Genomic DNA, 24,821 nt, shown 5'->3' with positions numbered 1-24,821 from the left:
CGATTATCGCTGCAACTGACGCCAGCCAATATCACGGCGGCAGAAGCCTTCGGGCCAATCCACGCGATCTACCATCGCATAGGCGCGGTCGCGGGCCTCTTGCAGGCTTTCCCCACGGGCAGTCACGTTCAACACACGGCCACCTGTGGCCAACACTTGGCCGCCCTCGGCTTTGGTGCCCGCGTGGAAAACAACGTTCATGCTGTCGTTCTCGATGGCGTCCAAACCTTTGATCTCGGTGCCTTTGACATAGCTGCCCGGATAACCTTCGGCGGCCATGACAACGGTCATCGCGTGGTCATCGGCCCAGTTCACGGTCACTTCGGACAGGCGGCTCTCGGCACAGGCTTGGATCAGGTCCAGCGCCTGCGCGCCAAGGCGCAGCATCAGCACCTGACATTCGGGATCGCCAAAGCGGACGTTATATTCCACCAACCGGGGCTGTCCGTCTTCGATCATCAGGCCGACATACAGAACGCCCGAATAGGGCGTGCCGCGGCGGGCCATCTCGGCCATGGTTGGGCGCACGATCTCTTCCAGTGCTTTGTCGGTCACAGACGCGTCCATGATCGGGGCAGGGGAGTACGCGCCCATGCCGCCGGTGTTGGGGCCGGTGTCACCTTCGCCAACGCGCTTGTGGTCTTGGGCGGTGCCAACGGGCAGAACGTCATTGCCATCCACCAGCACGAAGAAGCTGGCTTCCTCGCCGGTCATGAATTCTTCGATCACGACCTCTGCGCCAGCCGCACCGAATGCGCCGCCGAACATGTCGTCGATGGCCGCCAGCGCTTCGTCCACTTCCATCGCGACAATCACGCCTTTGCCCGCCGCCAGACCGTCGGCCTTGACCACGATCGGCGCGCCTTGTTCGCGGATATAGGCTTTGGCGGGCTCGGCCTCGGTAAAGCGAGCGTAGGCGGCCGTGGGCGCGCCAACCGCGTCGCAGATTTCCTTGGTAAAGCTCTTCGAGGCTTCCAGACGGGCCGCCGCTGCACTGGGGCCGAACACGGGGATTTGCGCCTCGCGCAGGCGGTCTGCGACGCCCGCAGCCAAGGGCGCTTCGGGGCCGATGATGACCAGATCAATGGCCTCGGCTTCGGCAAACTGCACAACCGCAGCAGGGTCTTCGGCATTCAGCGAGGCGCAGGTGGCGATCTGTGCGATGCCCGCGTTGCCGGGGGCGACGATCAGTTTATCGCACTTGGGGTTCTGCGACACGGCCCACGCCAGCGCATGTTCGCGGCCACCGCCGCCAAGGATCAGGATGTTCATGGGCTACTCCCGCTTGGGTTTTCGTTGCAGGCGTTCTAGTTTGGGATCAACCAAAGAACAAGCGAGGCAAGTATGGACCTGTTCGAGGACGAGGCACCGGGCCGCAATGCCCCAGAATTCACCGTCTCCGAGGTGTCAGGCGCGGTAAAGCGCATGATCGAGGGCGAATTCAGCCACATCCGGATTCGTGCGGAGATCGGGCGGGTGTCCTTTCCGCGCTCGGGTCACGTCTATCTGGACCTTAAGGACGACAAATCCGTTCTGGCCTCGGTCATCTGGAAGGGTGTCGCCAGCCGACTGCCCACCCGCCCCGAAGAGGGGCTGGAGGTTATCGCCACCGGCCGCCTGACCACGTTCCCCGGTCAGTCCAAATACCAGATGGTGATCGAAGACATGCGCCCCGCCGGTGTGGGCGCCCTGATGGCCATGCTCGAAGCCCGCAAAAAAAAGCTGGAAGGGGAGGGGCTGTTCGACCCCGCCCGCAAGCGCCCTTTGCCCTATTTGCCCGAGATTATCGGCGTGGTCACGTCGCCCTCGGGTGCGGTGATCCGCGATATCCTGCATCGCCTTCGCGACCGTTTTCCGCGCAAGGTGCTGATCTGGCCGGTCGCTGTGCAGGGTGAAAAATGCGCCCCCGAAGTGGCCCGCGCGATCGAAGGGTTCAACCGCCTGACTCCCGGCGGGGCCTTGCCGCGCCCTGACGTGCTGATCGTCGCGCGCGGCGGCGGCTCGCTCGAGGACCTCTGGGGTTTCAACGAAGAGATCGTTGCGCGCGCCGCCGCGGCCTCTGATATCCCGCTGATTTCTGCTGTGGGGCACGAGACAGACACCACCCTGATCGACTTTGTCAGCGACCGCCGTGCGCCCACGCCCACCGCCGCCGCCGAGATCGCCGTACCCGTACGCACGGATCTGATGTTTGCTCTGGATGATTTCGCCGCGCGTTTGGGCCGTGGCCTGACCCGAGGGCTTGATCTGCGTGGCGAGCGTCTGCGCGATCTGTCCCGCGCCCTGCCGCGCCCTGAACGGTTGGTCGAACCAGCCCGTCAGCGTCTCGATTATGCCTCCGAACGTTTGCCCGCTGCCCTGCGCCGTAGCGTCGATGCGCGCCGCCTACGTCTGTCCGAAGCGGGCGGCTCCCTGCGCCCCGCCACCCTGCGCCGCGCCATTCAGACCGAAGCTGACCGGACCACCAAACTGGCTGCGCGCCTGACGCCTGCTCAAACTCGGCTTATTGCCAACCGCAAAGATGCCTTCCTTGCGCGCGCCGCCCGTCTACGCCCCGAGGCGCTGAGCGCCGAGATTACGCGCCAAACCGCAGATTTAGACCGTCTGACGCAGCGCTTGGCCGACAGCCACAAACGCCTGAGCGACAAACGCGCCGAAAGATTGGATGCAGCAGGCCGCCTGCTAGAAACCCTCAGCTATCGCAAAACGCTGGAACGCGGCTATGCCGTCGTCCGTGCCGACAGTCACGTTGTCACAACCAAAGAGGCAGCGCAAAACGCAGGTGCGATCGAGATCGAATTCGCCGATGGCCGCATGAAAATCGGTGGTTCCGCGAAACCCGCGAAAAAGCCCAAGGACAGCGGTCCCGCCCAAGGCAGCTTGTTCTAGACCCCGACCTCTGGACCCATGCAATAGAGCGGCCCTTCTCCCCGATCGACCTCGTACAGGCTGTCATCGGCAGGGTCGCTCAGAAAATCGGCACGAATGCCGGCACCAGTGTCAAAGAACTTCCAGCACTGCGGTGTGGGGGTGTCCTGATAGACAAAGCAGATCGCGTCGCCTTCGGGATACCAAAACCCCTCGTCGCAGTCGCCATCCAGAAAAGACCAGCGCACGCGGCGATCGGGCAGGTACTCTTCTGCGCCATAAGGCTCACCTAGCAGGCCGTAGGTCAGTACTTTGCCCTCGACGCGGGCGGCAAACTCCTCGGCGCTGAGGAGGGTTTCGGCGTTCCCGAGGGCGGGAACAATCAAAGCAATAAACGTAATAAGGCGCAGCATAAAAACTCCGGAGGTTTGCGCGCAGCATAGGACGGTATTTTTCGCGTGTCCCGCGCCTTTTCTTTCATCCACAGAAGGTTTACCTCTGTCGCGGATAGAAAAAGGGGTGCCCATGGCGTTTTTCCGCAAGCTCCGCGACCGGATGTTCAAATCTTCCTCCAAACTCGATCAGGGTCTGGAGGCGTTGATCGAGGATGGCGCAGAAGAAACCACCGAGGCACAAAGCCCCGAGCCTGCACCTGCGCCGACGCCTGAACCCGCGCCAGCACCGGTCCCATCGTCTGAACCGGCACCTGCGCCAGCGCAGCCCGCCGCGCCCGCACCCGCCAAAGCGGGTATTCTGGGTCGCCTCACGGGTGCCGATACTGGCCCCAAGCGGACCCTCGACGATGACATGCTCGAGGAACTCGAGGACTTGCTCGTCGCTTCGGACATGGGGGTCGAAACCGCGCAGCGTGTCGCGGCCAACATTGCCCAAAGCCACCTTGGTCAGCGCGTGAGCCAGACCCAGATCAAAGAACTTCTGGCCCGTGAAATTACCCGCATCATGGAGGGCGTCGCGCGTCCCCTGCCGCTCTATCCCAAAAAGCCGCAGGTCGTTCTGGTCGTCGGCGTCAACGGGTCGGGCAAAACCACCACTATCGGTAAACTTGCCAGCCAATTCAAAGCTGCGGGCAAAAACGTGGTGATTGCTGCGGGCGACACCTTCCGTGCCGCTGCGGTCGAGCAGCTTCAGGTCTGGGGCCAGCGCGCCGACGTGCCCGTTCTGACCGCACCCGAAGGCTCGGACCCCGCAAGCCTCGCCTACGAGGCGATGACCAAGGCCGAGGCCGAAGGCGCAGACCTTCTGATGATTGACACCGCTGGCCGACTGCAAAACCGCGCCGATCTCATGGAAGAGCTCGCGAAAATTGTTCGCGTGATCCGTAAAAAAGACCCCGACGCACCGCACAACACGCTCTTGGTGCTGGACGCGACGACAGGTCAGAACGCGGTCACGCAGGTCGAAATCTTTAAACAGATCGCCGATGTCTCTGGCCTTGTGATGACCAAGCTCGACGGCACCGCACGGGGCGGTGTTTTGGTCGCGCTGGCGGACAAGTTCGGTCTGCCGATCCACGCCATCGGTGTGGGCGAGCAGATTGATGACCTCGACGCCTTTGATCCCGAAGATTTCGCCAAGGCGCTCGTCGGCCTCGAGTAACCCTTTCATCTTTGCCCAAATACTCCGGGGGAGTCCGCGATAGCGGGCGGGGGCAGCGCCCCCATTCCCGGTCCCCGAAAGGCGCACCTCTTGAGCAATTGGCTCCTCTCTCTCGAAGGCACCGAAGCGGGCCATCACCTTGCGCTGATCCTCGCCGTTTCCGCCGCAATCCTGCACGCATTCTTCGGCGCGTTGCAAAAAGGGCGTCACGACCCGTGGCTTAGCCGCGGCGCGATGGACATGAGCTATGGTCTGATGGCGATGCCTTTCGCGCTTTTCATCGTGCCGTGGCCCGAAGCGCATATGTGGCCGATCTTTGCGGGCATGTTCCTGATTCATCTGGCTTACAAGGTCCTGCAGGCGATGGCCTACACGCGCGGGGCCTATACAGTCGTTTACCCCGTAGTGCGTGGCACAGGTCCCTTGTTCACGGTCATCGGCGCGTTTCTCATCTTTGGCGAGACCTTTGCCCCAACCCAGTGGCTCGGCGTTGGCATTCTGCTGGCCGGCATTTTCGGGCTCGCGCTCTATAACTACATCCACATTGACGTGGATCGCGAGACACTGCTGCCCGCGTTGGGACTTGCCTTCATCACAGGCGCGTTTGTGGCGCTTTACACCACTTATGACGCCTACGGTATTCGCGCGACAGCAGACCCTTTCACTTTCTTGGCGTGGTTCTTCTTTATCGACGGGATTGCGATGCCGATCTACGCGGCGAAACGCTGGCGCGCGATGGAGGTGAAGCCTGACTTCGGTCCGCTCGCCCTCCGAGGTGTGATCGGCGGACTGGTTGCATTCGGCAGCTTCGGCACCATTATGCTGGCAACCCGTCTGGACAAGGTCGGCGAGGCTGCGGTTCTGCGCGAGACCTCGACCGTGTTTGCTGCCCTGATCGGATGGATCGTCCTAGGCGAGAAAGTCGGCCCGCGCCGCATCGCTCTTATGTCCTTGATTGCCCTCGGGGCGGTCGTCGTTGAATTCGGAGGTTAACCCCATGGCAGAGCCCAAACCCGTCAGCCCTATGGTCAAAGGCGTGCTCGAATACGGGCCGGTGCTGGCGTTCTTTGTGGCCTATGTCCTGCTCAAGGACCGCACCTTCACCTTCGGCGGCGAGGAATACAGCGGCTTTATTGCCGTCACCGCGGCCTTTGTGCCCTTGATGGTGATCTGTTCGGGCCTCTTGTGGAAGCTGACCGGCCACATGTCCAAAATGCAAATCGTGACGTTGGTGCTGGTGGTCGTGTTTGGCGGCCTATCTGTGTGGCTGAACGACGAGCGGTTTTTCAAGATGAAGCCGACTCTGATCTACCTGATCTTTGGCGGCTTTCTGGGTTTCGGTCTGTTACGCGGCCAAAGCTACCTGCGCGTTGTGATGGAAGAAGCGCTGCCGATGCAGCAGGAGGGATGGATGATCCTGACCCGCCGCGTTTGTGCCTTCTTCTTTGGGCTGGCCGCGCTGAACGAAATCGTCTGGCGCACCCAGAACACCGAGACTTGGGTCAGTTTCAAGACCTTTGGCCTGACCATCGCGATCTTTGCGTTCTTCATGCTGCAAGGGAAACTCTTCCAGCAGTACGGGATCGAAAAGACCGAGGATTAATCCGACGCTGCGATGGCCTGTGCGCAGGCCATCGCCGAGGACCACGCCCACTGGAAATTGTAGCCGCCAAGCCAGCCGGTCACGTCCACACATTCCCCAATCGCATAGAGGCCAGGGACATCCTTGGCCTCCATCGTTTTTGAGGACAGCTCATCCGTGTCGATCCCGCCAAGGGTGACTTCGGCGGTGCGGTAGCCTTCGGACCCTGTGGGAGTCAGTTCCCAGTCTGCCAGCTTCTCGGCCACTTCGGATAGACGTTTGTCCGTGGTGTTGGCCAGTTGGTCCTGTAGACCCCACGCCTCGTCCAGATGCTGTGCCAGTTTCTTGGGCAGGTGTTCGGCCAGCGCTGTGCCGATCTGGCGGCGTGGGGTATCGCTGCGAGCCTGCCGCAGAATCGCCATCCAGTCGTTTTCCGGGCACAAGTTCAGGTGCACGCTGTCGCCTTCGGTCCAATAGGATGAGGCCTGCAAGATCGCAGGGCCGGACAGGCCGCGATGTGTAAACAGCACTGCCTCGTCAAAGCACCCGTTTCCGGCGCGGACACGGCCCGGAATGGCGGTGCCAGAGATCGGCGCAAAAGGTTGCGCGCTGAACGTCAGCGGCACGAGGGCAGGGCGGGTCTCCGTGACCTTCAAGCCATAGCTTTCTGCGATCTGATAGGCAATGCCGGTGGCGCCCATTTTGGGAATGGATTTGCCGCCCGTCGCCAGCACAACCCGCCGCGCGGACACGGTCAAAGGCTTGCCGCCCCTTACAAGACGTGCGTGGAACAGCCCGTCCGCTTGGGTGACGCTTTCGGCCACTGTTTCCAGCCAGAGTTGCGCGCCCACTTTGTCCATCAGATCGCGCAGCATGGCGATGATGTCCTTTGCGCTGTTGTCGCAAAACAGCTGCCCGAGCGTTTTCTCGTGCCACTTGATCCCGTAGCTGTCGACCAAAGACACAAAGTCCCACTGGGTATATCGGGCCAGCGCCGATTTGCAGAAATGCGGGTTTTGGCTCAGGAAATTCGCAGGTTCTGCATACATGTTGGTAAAGTTGCAGCGCCCACCGCCAGAGATGCGGATCTTCTCTCCTGCGGCTTTGGCGTGGTCGATCACCAGTACGCGCCCACCACAATGGGCGGCGCACATCATTCCGGCCGCTCCGGCCCCGAGGATCAGCGTGTCATAGGTCATACCGGCGGATTGTCGCGAAATCGCCTTGGAATCAAGAGGACTCTGGCCATGAAGCAAGTTTCACGATAGAGTCGCTTGCAGATCCCGCAAAGGGGCAGGGCAGAGGTAAATCGGCAGGTCATCCCATGACAGAAATGGTCTATGGCGCAGTACGCGTCCAAACCGGCGAACCTATCCTTCCGCGATGGTGGCGCACGGTTGATAAGTGGACGCTGAGCTGCATCGTTTCACTGTTCGGTATCGGTTTATTGCTGGGGTTCGCAGCATCTCCGCCGCTCGCGGGGCGCAATGGCTTGGACGCGTTCTACTACGTACAGCGTCAGGCGTTCTTTGGCGGCGTGGCGCTGACGGTCGCAATGGTGGTGTCGATGATGTCGCCCCAAGTGATCCGACGTTACGCGGTGCTGGGGTTTGTTATGTCGCTCATTGCACTGGCGCTACTGCCTTTTTTGGGCACGGATTTCGGCAAAGGTGCGGTGCGCTGGTACTCGCTTGGCTTTGCGTCGTTCCAGCCCTCTGAATTCCTAAAGCCCCTGTATATCGTCACCGCTGCGTGGTTGATGGCCGCAGGGCAAGAGATGAATGGCCCTCCGGGCAAGCTGATTTCCTTTGGCCTGACAGGTGTTATCGTGCTGTTGCTGGCGTTGCAGCCGGATTTCGGCCAGTCGGCGCTGGTCCTGTTTGCGTGGGGCACAATGTACTTTGTGGCGGGCGCACCGATGCTGCTGCTGTCGGGCATCGCGGGGATGGTCGTCTTGGGCGGCATCTTCAGCTATCACAATTCGCAGCACTTCGCGCGCCGCATTGACGGCTTCCTGAGCCCCGATGTCGATCCGCGTACCCAGTTGGGTTATGCCACCAACGCGATCCGAGAGGGCGGGTTCTTTGGCGTTGGCGTGGGTGAGGGGGAGGTGAAATGGTCTTTGCCGGACGCACATACGGATTTCATCATTGCGGTCGCAGCCGAAGAATACGGGCTCGTTCTGGTGGGCCTGATTATTGCGCTCTATTCCGTGGTTGTGGTCCGATCGCTGATCCGCCTGATCAAGGAACGCGATCCCTTTATCCGCCTCGCTGGCACGGGTCTGGCTTGTTCGTTCGGTGTGCAGGCGATGATCAATATGGGCGTAGCTGTGCGGCTTTTGCCCGCCAAAGGCATGACTTTGCCGTTCGTCAGCTATGGTGGCTCTTCTTTGATCGCGATGGGTATTGCAGTCGGGATGCTTCTGGCGTTTACCCGCAAGCGGCCGCAGGGCCAAATCGGTGAACTTTTGCGAGGACGAGGGCGTCTATGACCCAACCACTTTTGCTGATCGCTGCCGGTGGAACCGGCGGGCACATGTTCCCCGCTCAGGCACTGGCCGAGGCGATGCTGGCAAAAGGATGGCGGGTCAAGTTGTCGACCGACGCGCGGGGCGCGCGCTACACGGGCGCGTTCCCTGACGCTGTTCAGATTGAGGAAGTCAAAAGCGCGACCTTTGCGCGTGGCGGGGCGCTGGCGAAGCTACTCGTGCCGTTCAAGATTATTGGCGGGATCATGTCGGCTCGTAGCGCGATGGCCAAGGATACGCCGGCGGTCGTTGTCGGTTTTGGCGGTTACCCGTCGATCCCTGCGATTTCGGCGGCCACGTGGATGAGCTTGCCGCGCATGATCCACGAGCAGAATGGTGTCTTGGGGCGGGTCAATCGGGTATTTGCTGCCAAAGTGAATAAGGTGGCGTGTGGAACCTGGCCGACAGATCTGCCCGAGGGCGTCGAAGGCATTTATACCGGCAACCCCGTCCGCAGCGCCGTTCTGGACAAAGCTGCCGCGCCTTATGTTGCGCCCGAAGGAGACGTCAGTCTCTTGGTGATCGGCGGCTCGCAAGGTGCGCGCATTCTGTCAGATGTCGTGCCTGCCGCGATTGCCGCATTGCCCGCCGATTTGCGTGGTCGGATCACAGTCAGCCATCAGGCGCGGGGCGAGGATGAAACGCGCGTCAAAGCGTTTTACCAAGAAGCGGGTATCACAGCCGACGTTCAGCCCTTTTTCAGTGATGTCCCCGAGCGCATGGAGCGCGCGCAGCTGGTGATCAGCCGCTCTGGCGCGTCTTCTGTTGCGGATGTGACCGTGATCGGACGTCCAGCGATTCTTGTGCCTTTTGCCGCGGCTACGGGCGATCACCAGACAGCAAATGCGCGCGGCGTGGTCGAGGCTGGTGGCGCTGTCGTCCTGTCCGAAAACGAATTCATTGTGGACGCCGTTGCCACATCTATCACCGATATTTTGACACAGCCTTCGCGGGCCCATGACATGGCCCAAGCTGCCCTGTCCATTGGCCGCCCCGACGCGACCGAGCGCCTTGTCGCGCTGGTCGAAGAGCTGGCACACTCCTGACGAAGAAAGACCTTCTACCATGAACGCTGCGACCAAGCTACCCACCGATGTTGGCCCCATTCATTTCGTCGGGATCGGCGGGATCGGGATGTCGGGGATTGCCGAGGTTCTGATCAACCACGGCTACACCGTTCAGGGCTCTGACCAGAAAACCAGCAAGATCACCGATCGTCTGGCGGGCATGGGCGCGACCATTTTCGAAGGCCAGCGGGCCCAGAATCTGGAAGGGGCCGAGGTCGTTGTGATCTCTTCTGCGATCAAGCCGGGCAACCCGGAGCTGGACGAAGCGCGCCGCCGCGGTCTGCCTGTTGTGCGCCGCGCCGAGATGCTGGCCGAACTGATGCGGTTGAAGTCGAACATCGCGATTGCGGGCACCCACGGCAAAACTACCACGACCACGATGGTCGCTGAATTGTTGGTTGCTGGTGGGATCGACCCCACCGTGATCAACGGCGGCATCATCCACGCCTATGGCTCGAATGCCCGCATGGGTCAGGGCGAGTGGATGGTCGTCGAAGCAGACGAGAGCGACGGCACCTTTAATCGTTTGCCCGCGACCATCGCCATTGTCACGAACATCGACCCCGAGCACATGGAGCATTGGGGCGATTTCGACACCCTGCGCGAAGGCTTCTACCAGTTCGTGTCCAATATCCCGTTCTACGGTCTAGCGGTTTGCTGCACTGACCACCCGGAAGTTCAGGCGCTGGTGGGCAAAATCACCGACCGCCGCGTGACCACCTATGGCTTTAACGCCCAAGCGGACGTCCGCGCGATCAATCTGCGCTATGAGGCCGGTGTCGCCCACTTCGACATCCGGCTGCAACAAGAAGACATGACAATCGAGGGCTGCACGCTGCCCATGCCGGGTGATCACAACGTCTCTAACGCCTTGTCTGCGGTCGCCGTGTCTCGCCATCTGGGCATGAAGATCGAGGAAATCCGCGAGGCGCTGGCCAATTTTGGCGGTGTGAATCGCCGCTTTACCAAGGTTGGTGAAGTCAACGGGGTCACAATCATCGACGATTACGGTCACCACCCTGTTGAGATTGCCGCTGTCCTCAAGGCCGCGCGTCAGGCGACCACGGGCCGCGTGATCGCTGTGCACCAGCCGCATCGCTACAGTCGACTGCACAGCCTATTCGATGATTTCTGTAGCTGCTTTAACGATGCGGATGTCGTTGCGATTGGCGAAGTCTTTGCGGCTGGCGAAGCGCCCATCGAAGGCGCGAGCCGAGATGATCTGGTCGCGGGTCTGATCCGTCATGGTCACCGCCACGCCCGCGCCCTGCACAACGAAGAGGATCTGGAGCGTCTGGTGCGCGAGCAGACCCAGCCCGGTGATATGGTCGTGTGCCTTGGGGCAGGGACCATCAGCGCGTGGGCAAATAACCTGCCGAACCGTTTGGCCGACTAAGAGGGGCGACACTTGATGACTGCCGCGGATCTGGGAATGGGCGCGGCATGCGTCTGGGTGCTGAGCGCCGCTCTGATGACCATGCTCTTCAAGGGGCAAAAGCTGTGGCTCTGTGCATATGGGCTGATCGCGACGGGCATTCCTATGCTCGTCGCTTTGTTTTTTACAAATGGCCCTTGGATCGCTCTGGCGTTTCTGGCAGCAGGTCTGTCAATCCTGCGCTGGCCGGTGATCTACCTGTGGCGCTGGCTGACCGGAAAACGGAGGACCCCCGATGCAGATGCCTGAGGTGCGAGGCACTTTGACACCCAACCGGACACTGGCCGACCTGACATGGTTACGTGTCGGTGGGGCTGCGGATTGGTTCTTTCAACCTGCTGATCTCGAGGACCTCTGTGCCTTTCTAAGGGCGCTCTCAAAGGATGTGTCAGTCTTTCCTATGGGTGTTGGTTCCAATCTGATCGTTCGTGATGGCGGAATCAGAGCGGTGGTGATCCGCATGGGACGCGGCTTTAACGGACTGAGTATAGAGGGCAATCGTGTAACCGTGGGTGCGGCAATGCTCGATTCCATGGCGGCGCGCAAGGCGGCGGCAGCGGGCCTTGATCTGACATTTTTGCGGACAATTCCGGGGTCAATCGGCGGTGCAATTCGCATGAACGCTGGTTGCTATGGCACCTATGTCGCAGACCATCTGGTATCCGCGCAGGCTGTCTCACGCGATGGTGAAGTGGTCACTCTGAACCCCGAAGATCTACAATTCGGATATCGTCACAGTCACTTACCCGAAGGGTGGGTTTTGACTGAGGCGGTGTTCGAGGCCCCCGCCGGTGATCCTGAGGAGCTAGAGCAAAAAATGGCGGATCAGTTGGCCAAGCGGGATGCGACGCAACCAACAAAAGATCGCACTGCGGGCAGTACTTTCCGCAATCCTGCCGGCTTTTCTAGCACGGGCCGCGCCGACGATGTGCACGACCTGAAAGCATGGAAACTCATTGACGATGCAGGGATGCGTGGCGCAACCGTGGGTGGCGCGCAAATGAGTCCGAAGCATTCGAACTTTCTAGTGAATACAGGCAATGCGACGGCGTCTGATCTCGAAAGGTTAGGCGAGCTTGTCCGAAAAAGCGTTTTCCAATCGAGCGGTTTAGAGCTAGAATGGGAAGTGATCCGAGTTGGTGACGAAACTTAGTCACAGCCAAGATTTGTAAGATAAATTAACTAAAAATCTGTGGCATTCTGAGAGTTTTTGGGCTCTTGTGCTACCAGTAGATAAAAACAGGCCAAAATGGCCGAGAATACAGAGGCAGAAGCGGTGATGTCGAGCAGGGCTCACCCGACTGTAGCGGTCCTATTGGGCGGCCCCTCCGCAGAGCGCGAGGTGTCGTTATCCAGTGGAAAAGAGTGCGCCGCTGCACTTCGGGACGAAGGATTCCAAGTGGTCGAATTGGACGCTGGTCCCGACCTGCCCGCACGCCTTGCACAGATTCGCCCTGACGTTGTGTTCAACGCGCTCCACGGTCGGTGGGGCGAGGATGGTTGCGTCCAAGGTATCCTAGAGTGGATGGGCATCCCCTACACACATTCCGGCGTTCTGGCGTCTTCGCTTGCCATGGACAAAGCCCGTAGCAAGGATGTGTACCGCGCCGCCGGTCTGCCGATTGTCGAAAGCGTTCTGGCCAGCCGTGACGAAGTAGGCACCCGTCACGTGATGCCCGCGCCCTATGTGGTGAAGCCCAACAACGAAGGGTCCAGCGTCGGCGTCTATCTGGTGATGGATGGCGCGAACACGCCGCCGCAACTGTCCGACGAAATGCCCGAGACCGTGATGGTCGAGACGTATGCGCCGGGCCGCGAGTTGACGACCACTGTGCTAGGGGATCGTCCCTTGGCCGTGACCGACATTCTAACCGACGGCTGGTACGATTATAGCGCCAAGTACGAAGTGGGCGGATCGCGCCACGTGATCCCCGCCGATATTCCAGACGACATCCGCGATGCGTGTTATGACTATGCGGTCCGCGCGCATAATGCACTTGGCTGCCGCGGCATGAGCCGCACCGATTTCCGCTGGGACGAGAGCCGCGGGATTGATGGTTTGATCCTGCTCGAGACCAACACCCAGCCCGGCATGACACCCACCTCGCTAAGTCCGGAACAAGCGGGTTTCGCAGGCATGAGCTTTGGTGCGCTGTGCCGCTGGCTGGTGGAGGACGCGTCGTGCAACAGATGACCCGCCGCGCTGATCCTGCTCCTAGTCGTTGGGCCTATAAGGTCCAACGCATGTGGCTGACCCCCAGCTTCCGCATGGGGCTGCGCATGGGGCTGCCTGTGATGGTGGTGGCCCTGGCAGCAGCGACCTATTTGGGCAACGAACAGCGCCGCAGCGATTTGTTCGCAAGCATCGAAGCGGTGAAGCGCGACTTCCAAGAACGCCCCGAATTCATGGTTCAGACTCTGGCTGTCGAGGGCGCCAACGAGAAAACGCAAAAGGCTATCGAAGACCTTTTGCCCGCAACTTTTCCATTGAGTTCTTTCGATCTGAATCTTGGCGCTCTGCGCGACCAGATCCGTGAGATTGATGCTGTCAAAGACGTCTCCTTGCAGATCCGCACCGGAGGTGTTTTGCAGGTTGCTGTGGACGAACGCGTGCCCGTCGCACTTTGGCGCGGTCCAGAGGGGGTCGAAGTGATTGATGCCTTTGGTGTTCGTGCCGATAAACTGAGCGCTCGTATTGAACGCCCCGATCTGCCGCTGATCGTGGGAGAGGGCGCAAAGAAGAATGTAACCCAAGCGTTGGACTTGATCGCTGCGGCCACCCCGATCCGTGAGCGGGTGCGCGGGATTGTGCGCGTCAGCAACCGCCGCTGGGACCTGGTGCTGGACCGTGATCAGCGCATCCTGTTGCCAGAGCAAGGTGCCGTCCGCGCCTTGGAACGCGTGATCGCATTAGAACAGGCAAAAGAACTTCTGGCCCGCGACGTTTCGGTCGTGGACATGAGACTGGCCGACAGGCCGACAATCCGGATGACCAAGATAGCACAAAAAGAATTGCTACGCGTCCGGGGGTATGAAGCTGAGGATTGAGGCAGATGATCGAGCTTTACGAAACACAGCGCGCCATGCGCGGACTACGGAAGGCAGCACTACAGCGTGGCGTGATCGCCATTCTGGACGTTGGAACTTCGAAGATCGCGTGTCTGGTGCTGCGGTTTGATCGCACAGATGCCTTTGTCGAAGGCGAGGATATCGGGTCCATGGCGGGGCAGGCGGGTTTTCGCGTCGTCGGTGCCGCGACCACTCGGTCGCGCGGGGTGCGGTTTGGCGAGATTGACGCCATGGCCGAGACAGAGCGGGCAATCCGTACTGTCGTCCAGGCGGCTCAAAGGATGGCGGGTGTGCGCGTGGATCATGTCATCGCGACGTTTTCCGGCGCACGTCCCCGCAGTTACGGTCTGGCCGGGGCGGTCGAGTTGGATGGTCAGCAGGTCACCGAAGAGGATATCGGATGTGTTCTGGCGTCCTGCGATGTTCCGGAATACGGCGCTGGACGCGAAGTGCTTCATGCGCAGCCGGTGAACTTTGCTCTGGACCACCGTTCGGGTTTGAATGATCCGCGTGGCCAGATCGGCAACACACTCAGCTGTGATATGCACATGCTCACTGTTGATGCCAGCGTGATCCAGAATCTGGCATACTGCATCAAACGTTGCGATCTGGAACTGGCAGGTGTGGCAAGCTCCGCTTACGTTTCAGGCACGTCTGCCCTGATCGAAGACGAAAAAGAGCTAGGTGCGGCGTGCATCGACTTGGGAGGCGGGACGACTGGCCTTTCGATCTTTATGCGCAAGCACATGATTTACGCTGACACGGTCCGCATGGGCGGCGATCACGTGACCAGTGACATCTCGATGGGGCTGCAGGTGCCGATGACCACGGCAGAACGGATCAAGACCTTTTATGGCGGTGTCTACGCGACAGGTATGGACGACCGCGAATTGATCGATCTGGATGGCGACTCCGGCGATTGGGAGCACGATCGTCGCACGGTCAGCCGTACCGAATTGATCGGAATTATGCGCCCCCGCGTCGAGGAAATCCTCGAAGAAGTGCGTGCGCGCTTGGATGCTGCGGGCTTTGATCACATGCCAAGCCAGCAGATCGTCCTGACAGGGGGCGGAAGCCAGATTCCCGGCCTTGACGGGCTTGCCAGTAAGATATTAGGGCAGCAAGTGCGGCTGGGTCGACCTCTGCGCGTTCATGGACTTCCTCAGGCCGCGACGGGGCCGGGCTTTGCGAGCGCGGTGGGACTATGCTGCTTTGCGGCGCATCCACAGGACGAATGGTGGGATTTCGACATGCCGGTCGAAAGATACCCCGCCCGATCATTGCAGCGCGCGATGAAATGGTTCAAGGATAACTGGTAAGCCCAATATCTGGTGCATTTAGGCGAAATGCCGCTTTTGCGGGCGCTCAAGTGACCAGATTTTGTGTTGACAGGCTGACTTTTTGGATGACGTCGCCGTTTATGGCGCGTAGAATGATATGTAATCAGGGACAAAACTGCCCGGTGGCACGGGCGACAAGCAGGCGGACACATCATGACTTTGAACCTTTCGATGCCCGGACACGATGAGCTCAAGCCCCGCATCACCGTGTTCGGTGTGGGCGGTGCCGGCGGTAACGCGGTCAACAACATGATCGAAAAACAGCTCGAGGGTGTCGAGTTCGTGGTGGCGAACACCGACGCACAAGCCCTTCAGCAAGCTCAAGCAACCAATCGCATCCAGCTGGGTGTGAAAGTGACCGAGGGTCTGGGTGCTGGTGCCAAGGCAAGCGTAGGCGCTGCCGCAGCTGAAGAGAGCATCGAGCAGATTGTCGATCATCTGGCAGGCGCACACATGTGCTTTATCACGGCTGGTATGGGCGGCGGCACTGGTACCGGTGCAGCGCCGATCATCGCGCAGGCCGCACGTGAACTTGGCGTGCTGACCGTTGGCGTGGTGACCAAACCCTTCCAGTTCGAAGGTGGCAAGCGCATGCGTCAGGCCGAGGAGGGCGTCGAAGCCCTGCAGAAGGTCGTCGACACGCTGATCATCATCCCGAACCAGAACCTTTTCCGTTTGGCGACCGAAAAGACCACCTTTACCGAAGCGTTTAGCCTAGCTGACGATGTGCTGTATCAAGGTGTCAAAGGCGTGACCGATCTGATGGTCTGCCCCGGTCTGATCAACCTCGACTTCGCGGACGTTCGCGCCGTGATGGACGAGATGGGCAAAGCCATGATGGGCACCGGCGAAGCGATCGGCGAAGATCGCGCCATCCAGGCGGCCGAGAAGGCCATCGCAAACCCGCTGCTGGACGAAATCAGCCTGCGCGGAGCGAAGGGCGTTCTGATCAACATCACCGGTGGGCACGACCTGACCCTGTTCGAACTGGACGAGGCGGCAAACCGTATCCGCGAAGAAGTGGATCCCGATGCGAACATCATCGTTGGTTCGACTCTGGATACCTCGCTCGAAGGCGGTATGCGCGTGAGCGTTGTGGCAACGGGTATCGATGCATCGGCCAAAGCTCTGGAAGAGCCCGCGCCGCGCCGCAGTCTGGCAGAGCCGCTGACCCAGCAGGTCAGCGCTGAGCAGCATGCGCCCACACCGCAGCAGCCCGCGCCCCAAGCACCGGCCGCCGCAGCGCCTCAGCCTCAGTACCAGCAGCCGCAATACCAGCAGCCTGCTCCACAGCAGCCGGCCAGCTACCAGACTCCTGCGCCTCAGCAGCCCAAGCGCCCCGCGCCGCTGCCGCAGGAATCCTACCAGCAGCCCACGCAGCAACCGCGTAGTGCAGCACCTCAGCACCCCGCCGAAGATGTGCCCGCACCTGCGTACCAGCCGCGTGCAGAAGAGTACCAGCAGCCTGCGCCCGAAGCGCATCAGGGGGATGACTTTGTAGCACCCCAGCGTCCTGTTGCAGGTGCTGCAAGCCCCGAAACGATGGCGCGTCTGAAGGCAGCTGTGAACCACAGCGGCACACAACAGCAGCGTCCGATGGGCAGCACCCAGCCTCAGGCGCCTGCGCGTCCCGCTGCTCCTGCTGCGCCCGAGAAGTCGCGCTTCGGGATCAACTCGCTGATCAACCGCATGACGGGTCAAAGTGAAGAGCCTGCGGCTCCGGCCCGTCCGCAGCCTGCGCCGTCGGCACCACAGACAGCGCGTCGCGCTGCCCCTCCGGCACCCTCTTTTGAAGAGGATGTGGATAACGATCCGGCACAAGAAAAGATTGAGATTCCCGCGTTCCTGCGCCGCCAGGCAAACTGAACCGTGTGAATTGAAATATTCAAGGCCGCCTTCGGGCGGCCTTTTTGTTTTTCGGAATCAAGATGTTGGACCTGTAAATAATCCTTCGGCATATTTTTGCCCGATCAAACGGATGGGATGTTTCACCGTGTTGCAAAGATTGAATTGTCCCTTTGTCATGTCAGCGTTAACTCTCTGTCAACGAGCGGTAAATCCGCGCAGACACTCGGGGTTCACGTGCAAACTACGATCCGAAATCAAGTCAGTTTCAACGGCGTTGGCCTTCACTCTGGTCAGCCCGCGCGTTTGACGATTCGGCCCGCTTCCGCAGGGCACGGCATCTGGTTCACACGCACTGATATCGTTGATCGCGACCCTTTGATCCCTGCACGCTGGGACGTGGCAGAGCATTCCCCGCTATGCACCAAATTGGTCAATGCCGACGGCGTGAGCCTGTCGACCGTTGAACACGTCATGGCCGCGCTGGCTGGATGCGGTGTCCATAATGCGCTGATCGAAGTCAGCGGCCCCGAGGTTCCGATTCTTGATGGCAGCTCCGCGCCTTTCGTGCGCGGCATCGTCAAGCAAGGCATTCGTATGCTGGCCGAACCGCTCTTTGCGATCGAAGTCCTGAAGCCCATCTCGGTTGAGAAGGGCGATGCCACTGCGACCCTGACGCCCGCCGACTCGCTGAAGATCGACTTTGAAATCGACTTCGCCGACGCTGCGATTGGGCGTCAGCGCAAGAGCCTGCATATGGCGAACGGTACCTTTGTTCGTGAACTCTGTGACAGCCGGACGTTCTGCCGCGCGTCTGACGTCGAATTCATGCGGGCGAATGGTTTGGCCTTGGGCGGAACAATGGAGAACGCGGTTGTCGTCGATGGCCAAGAGGTTCTGAGCCCCGGCGGCTTGCGTCACTCTGACGAGCCTGTTCGTCACAAAATGCTGGACGCCCTTGGCGATCTGGCTCTGGCGGGTGCGCCGATCCTTGGTCTCTATACCGGTTTCAAGGCAGGCCACACCCTGACCAACATGTTGCTCCGCGCGCTGTTCGCGGATCCGACAGCCTACCGCATCGTGGATTGTGACGCGGATTGCGTTGCCCGTTTGCCCGGCGTCGGACTGCATGTTTCGGACCTTGCCGCCGTCGCGTGATCGCGTAAGGGTGGCAAAGGCATTTTGCACCGGAATTTTCTGTGCTAACACGCCGTTGACCGAAGGCGCTCGCGCCTTCCGGATCCTGGATTATTGTGGGCAGGTATGAGCATGGACAGAGCTTTTAAGACGTTTTTCGGGACAGTCATCTTGGGCCTTTCGTTGGCAGGTTGCTCGGATTTCAGTTCACGTCCATTTGCCAATAACAATGCCTTTGCCGAAGGCGGCCAGTCCGGCGAACCTCTGGAAAACTTCACTGCCGAGCAAATCTTTGCACGTGGGGAATATGAGCTTGCCAATGACGATCCCGATCAAGCGGCAGTTTACTTTGGCGAGATTGAGCGGCTCTATCCCTATTCGGCCTGGGCTAAGCGTGCGCTCATCATGCAGGCCTTTGCCTTTCACCAGGATCAGGACTACGAGAATAGCCGTGGCGCCGCGCAACGCTACATCGACTTCTATCCGGCAGACGAGGATGCAGCCTACGCGCAGTATCTGCTGGCGCTGTCGTACTATGACCAGATTGACGATGTGGGCCGCGATCAGGGCCTGACGTTCCAGGCTCTTCAAGCCCTGCGCACTGTGATCGAGCGCTATCCCGATAGCGAGTATGCCGAGAGCGCGATCCTACAGTTCGACCTCGCTTTTGACCATTTGGCGGGCAAGGAAATGGAAGTTGGCCGCTACTACCTGAAACGAGAGCACTTCGCAGCAGCGATCAACCGCTTCCGCGTTGTGGTAGCAGATTTCCAGACGACGACTCACACCGCAGAAGCCTTGCATCGTCTGGTGGAAAGCTATCTGTCACTTGGCCTGACCGACGAAGCCCAGACCGCTGGCGCGGTTCTTGGTTACAACTATCAAGGCAGCGAGTGGTACGCAGAGTCCTATGCGCTGTTGACCGAAGCCGGTCTAAAGCCCGAGGCAAAGGGCGACGGCTGGCTGGCCAAAATTTACCGCCAGATGATCAGGGGCGAATGGCTCTGATCCTATTGCAGGGCGGGCAACCGGAAACACTCTATGCTGCGAACGCTTGATATTCGTGATGTCCTTCTGATCGACCGGCTGCAGCTTGAGTTTCAGCCTGGCTTGAACGTCCTCACCGGTGAAACGGGTGCGGGCAAATCGATCTTGCTCGACAGTTTGGGATTTGTCCTCGGCTGGCGCGGGCGGGCCGAGCTTGTGCGCTCTGGTGCTGATCAAGGCGAGGTGATCGCGGAATTCGATTTGCCCGCAGAACACGCAGCGCATGACATCTTGGCAGAAGCGGGCGTTGAGGCCGACGGGGAGCTAATCTTGCGCCGGGTCAATACCGTTGACGGGCGCAAGACGGCTTGGATCAACGACCGACGCGTTTCCGGGCAAGTGTTGCGCAATCTGTCTGAAACCCTAGTCGAATTGCACGGCCAGCACGATGATCGTGGTTTGCTGAACCCGCGCGGGCATCGACAGCTTCTGGATGACTTCGCCGGCCACGGTGCGCTCTTGGCTGATCTTCGTGGTCTTTGGCAGGCGCGCAGCCGCGCGGTCAAAGCGCTCTCTGCGGCAGAAGAGCAGTTGGCCGCCATGCGGAGCGAAGAAGAATTCCTGCGCCATGCGGTGGCCGAGTTGGATCAGCTCGACCCGCAACAGGGCGAAGACGCAGATCTCGACACCCGCCGCCGCCGGATGCAGGCCGCCGAGAAGATCCGCGATGATCTGGCGCGGGCGTTCCAGATCCTTGGCCTCGAAGGGGCAGAGGGTGCCATGGCTGACGGGATGCGTTGGTTGGACGGGATTGCCGGTGATGCGGACAATCAGTTGGACGAGCCGATTGCAGCTTTGGGGCGCGCAATGAACGAGCTTGGCGACGCGACCCAAGGCGTTGAACGTGTCCTCGATAATCTGGATTTCAACCCATCCGAACTCGAAGCCATCGAGGAGCGTCTTTTCGCAATCCGCGGCCTTGCTCGGAAGCATGGTGTTGTTCCGGACGAGCTGGGAGCGTTCGCTGAAAAGCTGCGGAGCCGCCTAGGTCAATTGGATGCCGGTGAGGGCGATCTGGCTCGCCTGCGCGCGGATGTAAAAGCCACAGAAACTGCCTATGCCGATGCAGCCGACGCGCTGACGGCCTCGCGCCGTGAAGCAGCAGGGCGGTTGGACCGTGCGGTGATGGATGAACTTGCCCCGCTTAAAATGGAGCGCGCGGTTTTCCACACCTTGATCGAGGTTGGCGATGCCGGCCCCGAGGGCCGTGACAGCGTCTCTTTCACCGTTGCGACGAACCCCGGGGCGCCAGCGGGCCCGCTCGCCAAGATCGCCTCTGGCGGCGAACTCTCGCGGTTTCTTTTGGCGCTCAAAGTGTGTCTCTCGCAAAACACGTCGGGTGTGACGATGATCTTTGACGAGATCGACCGCGGCGTCGGCGGAGCGACCGCCGATGCTGTTGGTCGCCGCTTGTCGCGATTGGCCAGCGACGGGCAGGTGCTGGTTGTTACGCATTCGCCGCAAGTTGCAGCTCTTGGCCAACATCATTGGCAGGTCAGCAAATCCGTACAGGATGGACAGACTTTGAGCCGCGTCGTGCCTCTTGATCCGTCCGAACGTGTGGACGAGGTTGCGCGGATGATCTCTGGCGATACCATCACCGAGGCCGCTCGCGACGCGGCTCGCGCCCTGATCGCGCAGGACTAAGCAGAACGAACTGCGCGTCCCTCTCTGCTTTAAGAATACTTAGATCCGAAGCGACGCCACAGAGCGACGTCGCTTAGCTCTCTGCGCCAAAGCGTACCACTTTGCCCGGGTTCATGATGTTTAACGGGTCGAGAGCTGCCTTGATCTGTGCCATCACGACCCAGCCCTCTCCGTGCTCCATCGGCATGTAGTTCAGTTTACCAGAGCCAATTCCGTGTTCCCCTGTCACGGTTCCGCCAAGCGAAAGGGCACGGCGCACCATCCGGTCCGATAGCTCTTTGGCGCGTTGCAGTTCCGCGGGTTGCTCGGGATCGATCATGAGGATTGCATGGAAGTTTCCGTCGCCCACATGGCCAAGGATCGGCCCTTGCAGGCCGCTGGTCGTAATATCGGCGCGGGTGGCCTCGACCGCCTCTGCCAGACGCGAAATCGGCACACACAGGTCCGTCACGACCGCGCGGCACCTAGGACGGCTGTTGAGGATGGCCCAATAGGCGTGGTGGCGTGCTTGCCATAGAGCTTTGCGCTCTTCGGGGGCGGTGGCCCAATCAAAGCCCTTGCCTCCATGTTCGGCGAGAATTCCGCCAAAGACTTCGGCCTGTTCGGCCAGCGCGGTCTCAGATCCGTGAAATTCCACCAAGAGGTGCGGGCATTCAGGCAATTGTGATCCCGAGTAGGCGTTCACAGCCGCAGCAGTGGCAGCATCGATGAACTCGATCCGCGCCATTGGCAGGCCAAACTGAATGGTATCTATCACCGTCGCGACCGCATCCGAGAGATTGTCAAACGCACAGACCGCAGCGCCAATCGCTTCGGGTTGACCCTGAAGTTTCAACGTTAACTCCGTGATCAAACCCAAAGTGCCTTCGGCCCCAATCATCAAAGCGGTCAGGTCAAAGCCCGCTGCTGATTTCTTGGCGTGGCTGCCAGTGCGGATGATCCGCCCATCCGCCAGCACCACTTCCAGCGCCATGACGTTGTCGCGCATGGTCCCGTAGCGCACCGTTGTGGTGCCACTTGCGCGGGTAGAGGCCATCCCGCCAATTGTCGCGTTTGCACCGGGGTCCACCGGAAAAAACAGACCTGTCGCGCGTAACTCTTCGTTCAGGGCCTCGCGCGTGATGCCGGGTTGGACGGTGACGCTCATATCTTCGGCATGGAGGTCGAAAATCTGGTTCATATTACGAAAGTCGACAATCACACCGCCATTCTGCGCCAGAGCGTGACCTTCCAGCGAGGTGCCTGCACCATAGCCGACGACCGGCAGCCCGTGCCGCGCACAAATCTGGACGATCTCGCTGACTTCTTCGGTGCTGGTGGGGAATGCGACTGCATCGGGCAGTGTGAGGGGGAAATAGGATTCGCTACGCCCATGGGCTTCAAGTTCAAACTTGGAGGTCGAGAGCCGTTGTCCTAGTAAGGTGCTAAGCTCATGGAGCGCTTCTGGTTTTGTCATGCCGGCCTTCTTTCTTTTGGTCACCATAGACAGGGCCTGCGGTCTGGAAAAGGCAAAGGGGCATTGGCGGTCGAACGTGAAAGAGTTTTTTAAAGAATCTCTCCGCGATCTAAGAGAGGAAGTGCGTAGTTCCTTTGAACTGATGCGTGCCAAAGGGCCGACCAAGTTCAAGTTCTGGCTCATTGCGCTTGTCGTGGGTGTTCTTTCGGGGTTCGCCGCGGTCGGCTTCCGGCTGGGGATCGAACTGCTGCAAAGCACGCTCTATCGCACGGATGACATCAACCATCTCCATACGCATCTCGGAGGCATCAGTTGGCTGTGGGTGCTGTTGATCCCGACCCTTGGCGGGCTGGTGGTCGGCCTGTTGTTGCAGAAATTCACGCCAGATGGGCGCGTGCGGTCGGTCGCCGATGTGATCGAGGGCGCTGCGCTCAACAACGGACGAGTAGAGGTCAAGGAGGGCCTAGCCTCTGCTCTGGCGTCGATGATTACCTTGTCCAGCGGCGGTTCAACCGGACGCGAAGGGCCGGTCGTGCACCTTGCTGGTGTGATCGCAACGCGGACAAGCGATTGGCTCAAGACGGACGGGATCACAGGGCGTAATCTTTTGGGCTGCGCGGTGGCTGCTGCGGTTTCAGCCAGTTTCAATGCGCCGATCGCAGGGGCTTTGTTCGCTCTGGAAGTGGTGCTTCGTCACTTTGCCATTCATGCTTTTGCTCCAATCGTTGTCGCAAGCGTGGCGGGCACTGTTGTCTCGCGGATTGCCTTTGGAGATGTGAGTGAATTCGTCCTGTCGTCGCGGACGGTCCTGCAATTCTACGTAGAGCTTCCTGCATTTTTCATACTGGGACTCGTCAGCGGCTTGGTCGCAGTTATCCTGATGCGATCCATTTTCTGGGCAGATCGCTTGGGCAACAGGATCGAAGCGGCGATCAAGTTCCCCGCTTGGGCCCGACCGATGATTTCGGGCTTCTTGCTCGGGGGGATCGCCTTGGTTTTCCCGCACATCATAGGCGTTGGCTACGAGACGACAGCACGGGCCCTGTCAGGCGACATGCTCCTGCACGAGGCGATCGTCTTTACGATCCTCAAGGTCATTGCTGTGGCGATCACGATGGCGGGCCGCATGGGCGGCGGGGTGTTCTCGCCCGCGCTGATGGTCGGTGGGATGTCCGGTCTGGCGTTCGGTCTGGTGGTCACTTCGATCCTGCCCGCGGTGTCAGGCGAAGCCTCACTCTATGCCTTGGCAGGGATGGGGGCTGTGGCCGCCGCCGTCCTGGGGGCCCCAATTTCGACGACCTTGATCATCTTTGAACTGACCGGCGACTGGCATACAGGTCTGGCTGTCATGGTGGCCGTGTCGATGTCCACTGCGCTGTCGAGCCGGATGGTGGCGCAATCTTTCTTTTTGACCTTGCTCTCTCGTCGGAACCTGCAGCTGGCGGCGGGGCCTCAGGCTTATCTCTTGGGGATGTACGGGGTCGGCGCGATCATGCGCCCGCTGGATCATGAGCACCCTGCGCCGTTCGATCAGCTCGAAGAACTTGTGGCCGAAGGCACCTTTGTTCAGACGGGGCAGACCCTACGGGATGCGATGCCAATTTTCGACCGAACCGGCGCGGCTTTCATTCCAGTGGTGAAGTCTGCTTTTGGGGAGGATGGGCCAGTGATCCTTGGCGCGATTTTTCAGGTGGACGCCTTGCGCACATTCAACCGCGCGCTGGCAGCCACTGCCGCAGAAGAGCACAGCTAGGAACGAAACAGGGCGCGCCATCGGCACGCCCCAAATTCGGTGTCGTTCTGAATTGGATCAGAGCTCTTCGATCGCCAGTTGCGGGCTGGCGTGGAAGGCCAGAAACCCCTTGATCTGCTCTAGCCCACTGGCCGGATCTTCATAAGACCAAGCCGCATTCTCGATCGTCGTGCTCTTGGTCACGATGTTGTAGTACTGAGCTTCGCCCTTGAACGGGCAGGTCGTGCGCTGGTTGGAGGTGTCGAGAAAGGCCATAGCGATGTCTTCCCGAGGGAAATAAACCACCGGCGCGTGATCGCCTTCTACCAACTCCAAAGTGTTCGAGCTTTCGCCCAACACAGCACCGCCTGCGCGTACAACATAAGTCCCTGCGTTTGCATGGATCTTGATGTTCGCTGTCATGCGTAGTCCCCCTGTGTTTTTTATCG

At 60.2% G+C, this 24,821-nt stretch carries 22 protein-coding genes; 17 read left to right on the top strand and 5 right to left on the bottom strand.

Annotated elements, in window-relative coordinates; translation table 11 throughout:
- Positions 1-3: 3 nt before the first annotated feature.
- Positions 4-1,272 carry a phosphoribosylamine--glycine ligase gene (purD, locus tag AB9K37_RS15895; protein ID WP_369840634.1) on the bottom strand — a complete coding sequence of 423 codons (1,269 nt, stop codon included), beginning with the start codon at positions 1,270-1,272 and terminating at the stop codon, positions 4-6.
- A gap of 72 nt (positions 1,273-1,344) precedes the next feature.
- Here purD and xseA point away from each other — a divergent pair, with 72 nt between their 5' ends.
- On the top strand, positions 1,345-2,889 hold the full coding sequence (xseA, locus tag AB9K37_RS15890) for an exodeoxyribonuclease VII large subunit (RefSeq protein ID WP_369840632.1): 1,545 nt from the start codon (positions 1,345-1,347) through the stop codon (positions 2,887-2,889).
- Here xseA and AB9K37_RS15885 read toward each other — a convergent pair.
- Positions 2,886-3,281, bottom strand: a complete 396-nt coding sequence (locus AB9K37_RS15885) for a hypothetical protein (protein ID WP_369840630.1) — start codon at positions 3,279-3,281, stop codon at positions 2,886-2,888. The genes xseA and AB9K37_RS15885 overlap by 4 nt on opposite strands.
- A 112-nt stretch (positions 3,282-3,393) precedes the next feature.
- On the opposite strand from AB9K37_RS15885, the gene ftsY reads away from it, so the two are divergent.
- From ftsY to AB9K37_RS15870, 3 genes are all read left to right on the top strand, one after another.
- Positions 3,394-4,485 (top strand): signal recognition particle-docking protein FtsY, encoded by a 1,092-nt coding sequence (gene ftsY, locus AB9K37_RS15880; RefSeq protein ID WP_369840628.1) that lies wholly within the window; start codon positions 3,394-3,396, stop codon positions 4,483-4,485.
- 90 nt (positions 4,486-4,575) lie between these two features.
- Positions 4,576-5,478, top strand: coding sequence for an EamA family transporter (locus AB9K37_RS15875; protein WP_369840626.1), 903 nt, complete (start codon positions 4,576-4,578; stop codon positions 5,476-5,478).
- Between the two features lie 4 nt (positions 5,479-5,482).
- Entirely contained in the window at positions 5,483-6,088 is a 606-nt protein-coding gene (locus tag AB9K37_RS15870) for an inner membrane-spanning protein YciB (protein WP_369840624.1), read from the top strand.
- On the opposite strand, the gene AB9K37_RS15865 is transcribed toward AB9K37_RS15870, so the two are convergent.
- Positions 6,085-7,266: an NAD(P)/FAD-dependent oxidoreductase gene (locus AB9K37_RS15865; protein ID WP_369840622.1), complete on the bottom strand. Its 1,182-nt coding sequence runs from the start codon at positions 7,264-7,266 to the stop codon at positions 6,085-6,087. The genes AB9K37_RS15870 and AB9K37_RS15865 overlap by 4 nt on opposite strands.
- Positions 7,267-7,391: 125 nt before the next feature.
- Here AB9K37_RS15865 and ftsW point away from each other — a divergent pair, with 125 nt between their 5' ends.
- The 12 genes from ftsW to recN all read left to right on the top strand — a co-directional run bounded on the left by ftsW (position 7,392) and on the right by recN (position 21,184).
- Positions 7,392-8,561 carry a putative lipid II flippase FtsW gene (gene ftsW, locus AB9K37_RS15860; RefSeq protein ID WP_369840621.1) on the top strand — a complete coding sequence of 390 codons (1,170 nt, stop codon included), beginning with the start codon at positions 7,392-7,394 and terminating at the stop codon, positions 8,559-8,561.
- The gene (murG, locus tag AB9K37_RS15855) at positions 8,558-9,643 is read left to right on the top strand and encodes an undecaprenyldiphospho-muramoylpentapeptide beta-N-acetylglucosaminyltransferase (protein WP_369840619.1); all 1,086 of its coding nucleotides are present in this window, start codon (positions 8,558-8,560) and stop codon (positions 9,641-9,643) included. Before ftsW ends, murG begins: the two co-directional genes overlap by 4 nt.
- A gap of 19 nt (positions 9,644-9,662) precedes the next feature.
- The gene (gene murC / locus AB9K37_RS15850; RefSeq protein WP_369840617.1) at positions 9,663-11,060 is read left to right on the top strand and encodes a UDP-N-acetylmuramate--L-alanine ligase; all 1,398 of its coding nucleotides are present in this window, start codon (positions 9,663-9,665) and stop codon (positions 11,058-11,060) included.
- 15 nt (positions 11,061-11,075) lie between these two features.
- The gene (locus AB9K37_RS15845; RefSeq protein WP_072707187.1) at positions 11,076-11,348 is read left to right on the top strand and encodes a DUF2484 family protein; all 273 of its coding nucleotides are present in this window, start codon (positions 11,076-11,078) and stop codon (positions 11,346-11,348) included.
- On the top strand, positions 11,335-12,252 hold the full coding sequence (murB, locus tag AB9K37_RS15840; protein ID WP_369840615.1) for a UDP-N-acetylmuramate dehydrogenase: 918 nt from the start codon (positions 11,335-11,337) through the stop codon (positions 12,250-12,252). Before AB9K37_RS15845 ends, murB begins: the two co-directional genes overlap by 14 nt.
- A 96-nt stretch (positions 12,253-12,348) precedes the next feature.
- Positions 12,349-13,293, top strand: coding sequence for a D-alanine--D-alanine ligase (locus AB9K37_RS15835; RefSeq protein WP_369840613.1), 945 nt, complete (start codon positions 12,349-12,351; stop codon positions 13,291-13,293).
- Positions 13,290-14,147, top strand: coding sequence for a cell division protein FtsQ/DivIB (locus tag AB9K37_RS15830; RefSeq protein ID WP_369840675.1), 858 nt, complete (start codon positions 13,290-13,292; stop codon positions 14,145-14,147). Before AB9K37_RS15835 ends, AB9K37_RS15830 begins: the two co-directional genes overlap by 4 nt.
- A 5-nt stretch (positions 14,148-14,152) precedes the next feature.
- Positions 14,153-15,487 carry a cell division protein FtsA gene (ftsA, locus tag AB9K37_RS15825; protein ID WP_369840611.1) on the top strand — a complete coding sequence of 445 codons (1,335 nt, stop codon included), beginning with the start codon at positions 14,153-14,155 and terminating at the stop codon, positions 15,485-15,487.
- Between the two features lie 174 nt (positions 15,488-15,661).
- Positions 15,662-17,374, top strand: coding sequence for a cell division protein FtsZ (gene ftsZ, locus AB9K37_RS15820; RefSeq protein ID WP_369840609.1), 1,713 nt, complete (start codon positions 15,662-15,664; stop codon positions 17,372-17,374).
- Between the two features lie 216 nt (positions 17,375-17,590).
- Positions 17,591-18,511 carry a UDP-3-O-acyl-N-acetylglucosamine deacetylase gene (gene lpxC, locus AB9K37_RS15815; protein WP_369840607.1) on the top strand — a complete coding sequence of 307 codons (921 nt, stop codon included), beginning with the start codon at positions 17,591-17,593 and terminating at the stop codon, positions 18,509-18,511.
- Positions 18,512-18,622: 111 nt separating this feature from the next.
- Positions 18,623-19,498 (top strand): outer membrane protein assembly factor BamD, encoded by an 876-nt coding sequence (locus tag AB9K37_RS15810; RefSeq protein ID WP_369840605.1) that lies wholly within the window; start codon positions 18,623-18,625, stop codon positions 19,496-19,498.
- 33 nt (positions 19,499-19,531) lie between these two features.
- A complete protein-coding gene (gene recN / locus AB9K37_RS15805; RefSeq protein WP_369840603.1) occupies positions 19,532-21,184 on the top strand; it encodes a DNA repair protein RecN in 1,653 nt (550 codons plus the stop codon).
- Positions 21,185-21,257: 73 nt separating this feature from the next.
- On the opposite strand, the gene AB9K37_RS15800 is transcribed toward recN, so the two are convergent.
- Positions 21,258-22,640, bottom strand: coding sequence for an FAD-binding oxidoreductase (locus tag AB9K37_RS15800; protein WP_369840601.1), 1,383 nt, complete (start codon positions 22,638-22,640; stop codon positions 21,258-21,260).
- Positions 22,641-22,761: 121 nt separating this feature from the next.
- On the opposite strand from AB9K37_RS15800, the gene AB9K37_RS15795 reads away from it, so the two are divergent.
- On the top strand, positions 22,762-24,393 hold the full coding sequence (locus tag AB9K37_RS15795; RefSeq protein ID WP_369840599.1) for a chloride channel protein: 1,632 nt from the start codon (positions 22,762-22,764) through the stop codon (positions 24,391-24,393).
- A gap of 57 nt (positions 24,394-24,450) precedes the next feature.
- On the opposite strand, the gene AB9K37_RS15790 is transcribed toward AB9K37_RS15795, so the two are convergent.
- Complete coding sequence (locus AB9K37_RS15790) at positions 24,451-24,795, bottom strand: DUF427 domain-containing protein (protein WP_369840597.1); 345 nt, start codon at positions 24,793-24,795, stop codon at positions 24,451-24,453.
- Positions 24,796-24,821 lie beyond the last annotated feature (26 nt).

This window comes from Donghicola sp. XS_ASV15, from assembly GCF_041224595.1.
GTDB lineage: Bacteria > Pseudomonadota > Alphaproteobacteria > Rhodobacterales > Rhodobacteraceae > Donghicola.
Note: the sequence above shows the minus strand (reverse complement) of the source record. Positions and strands in the feature narration are given on the sequence as shown.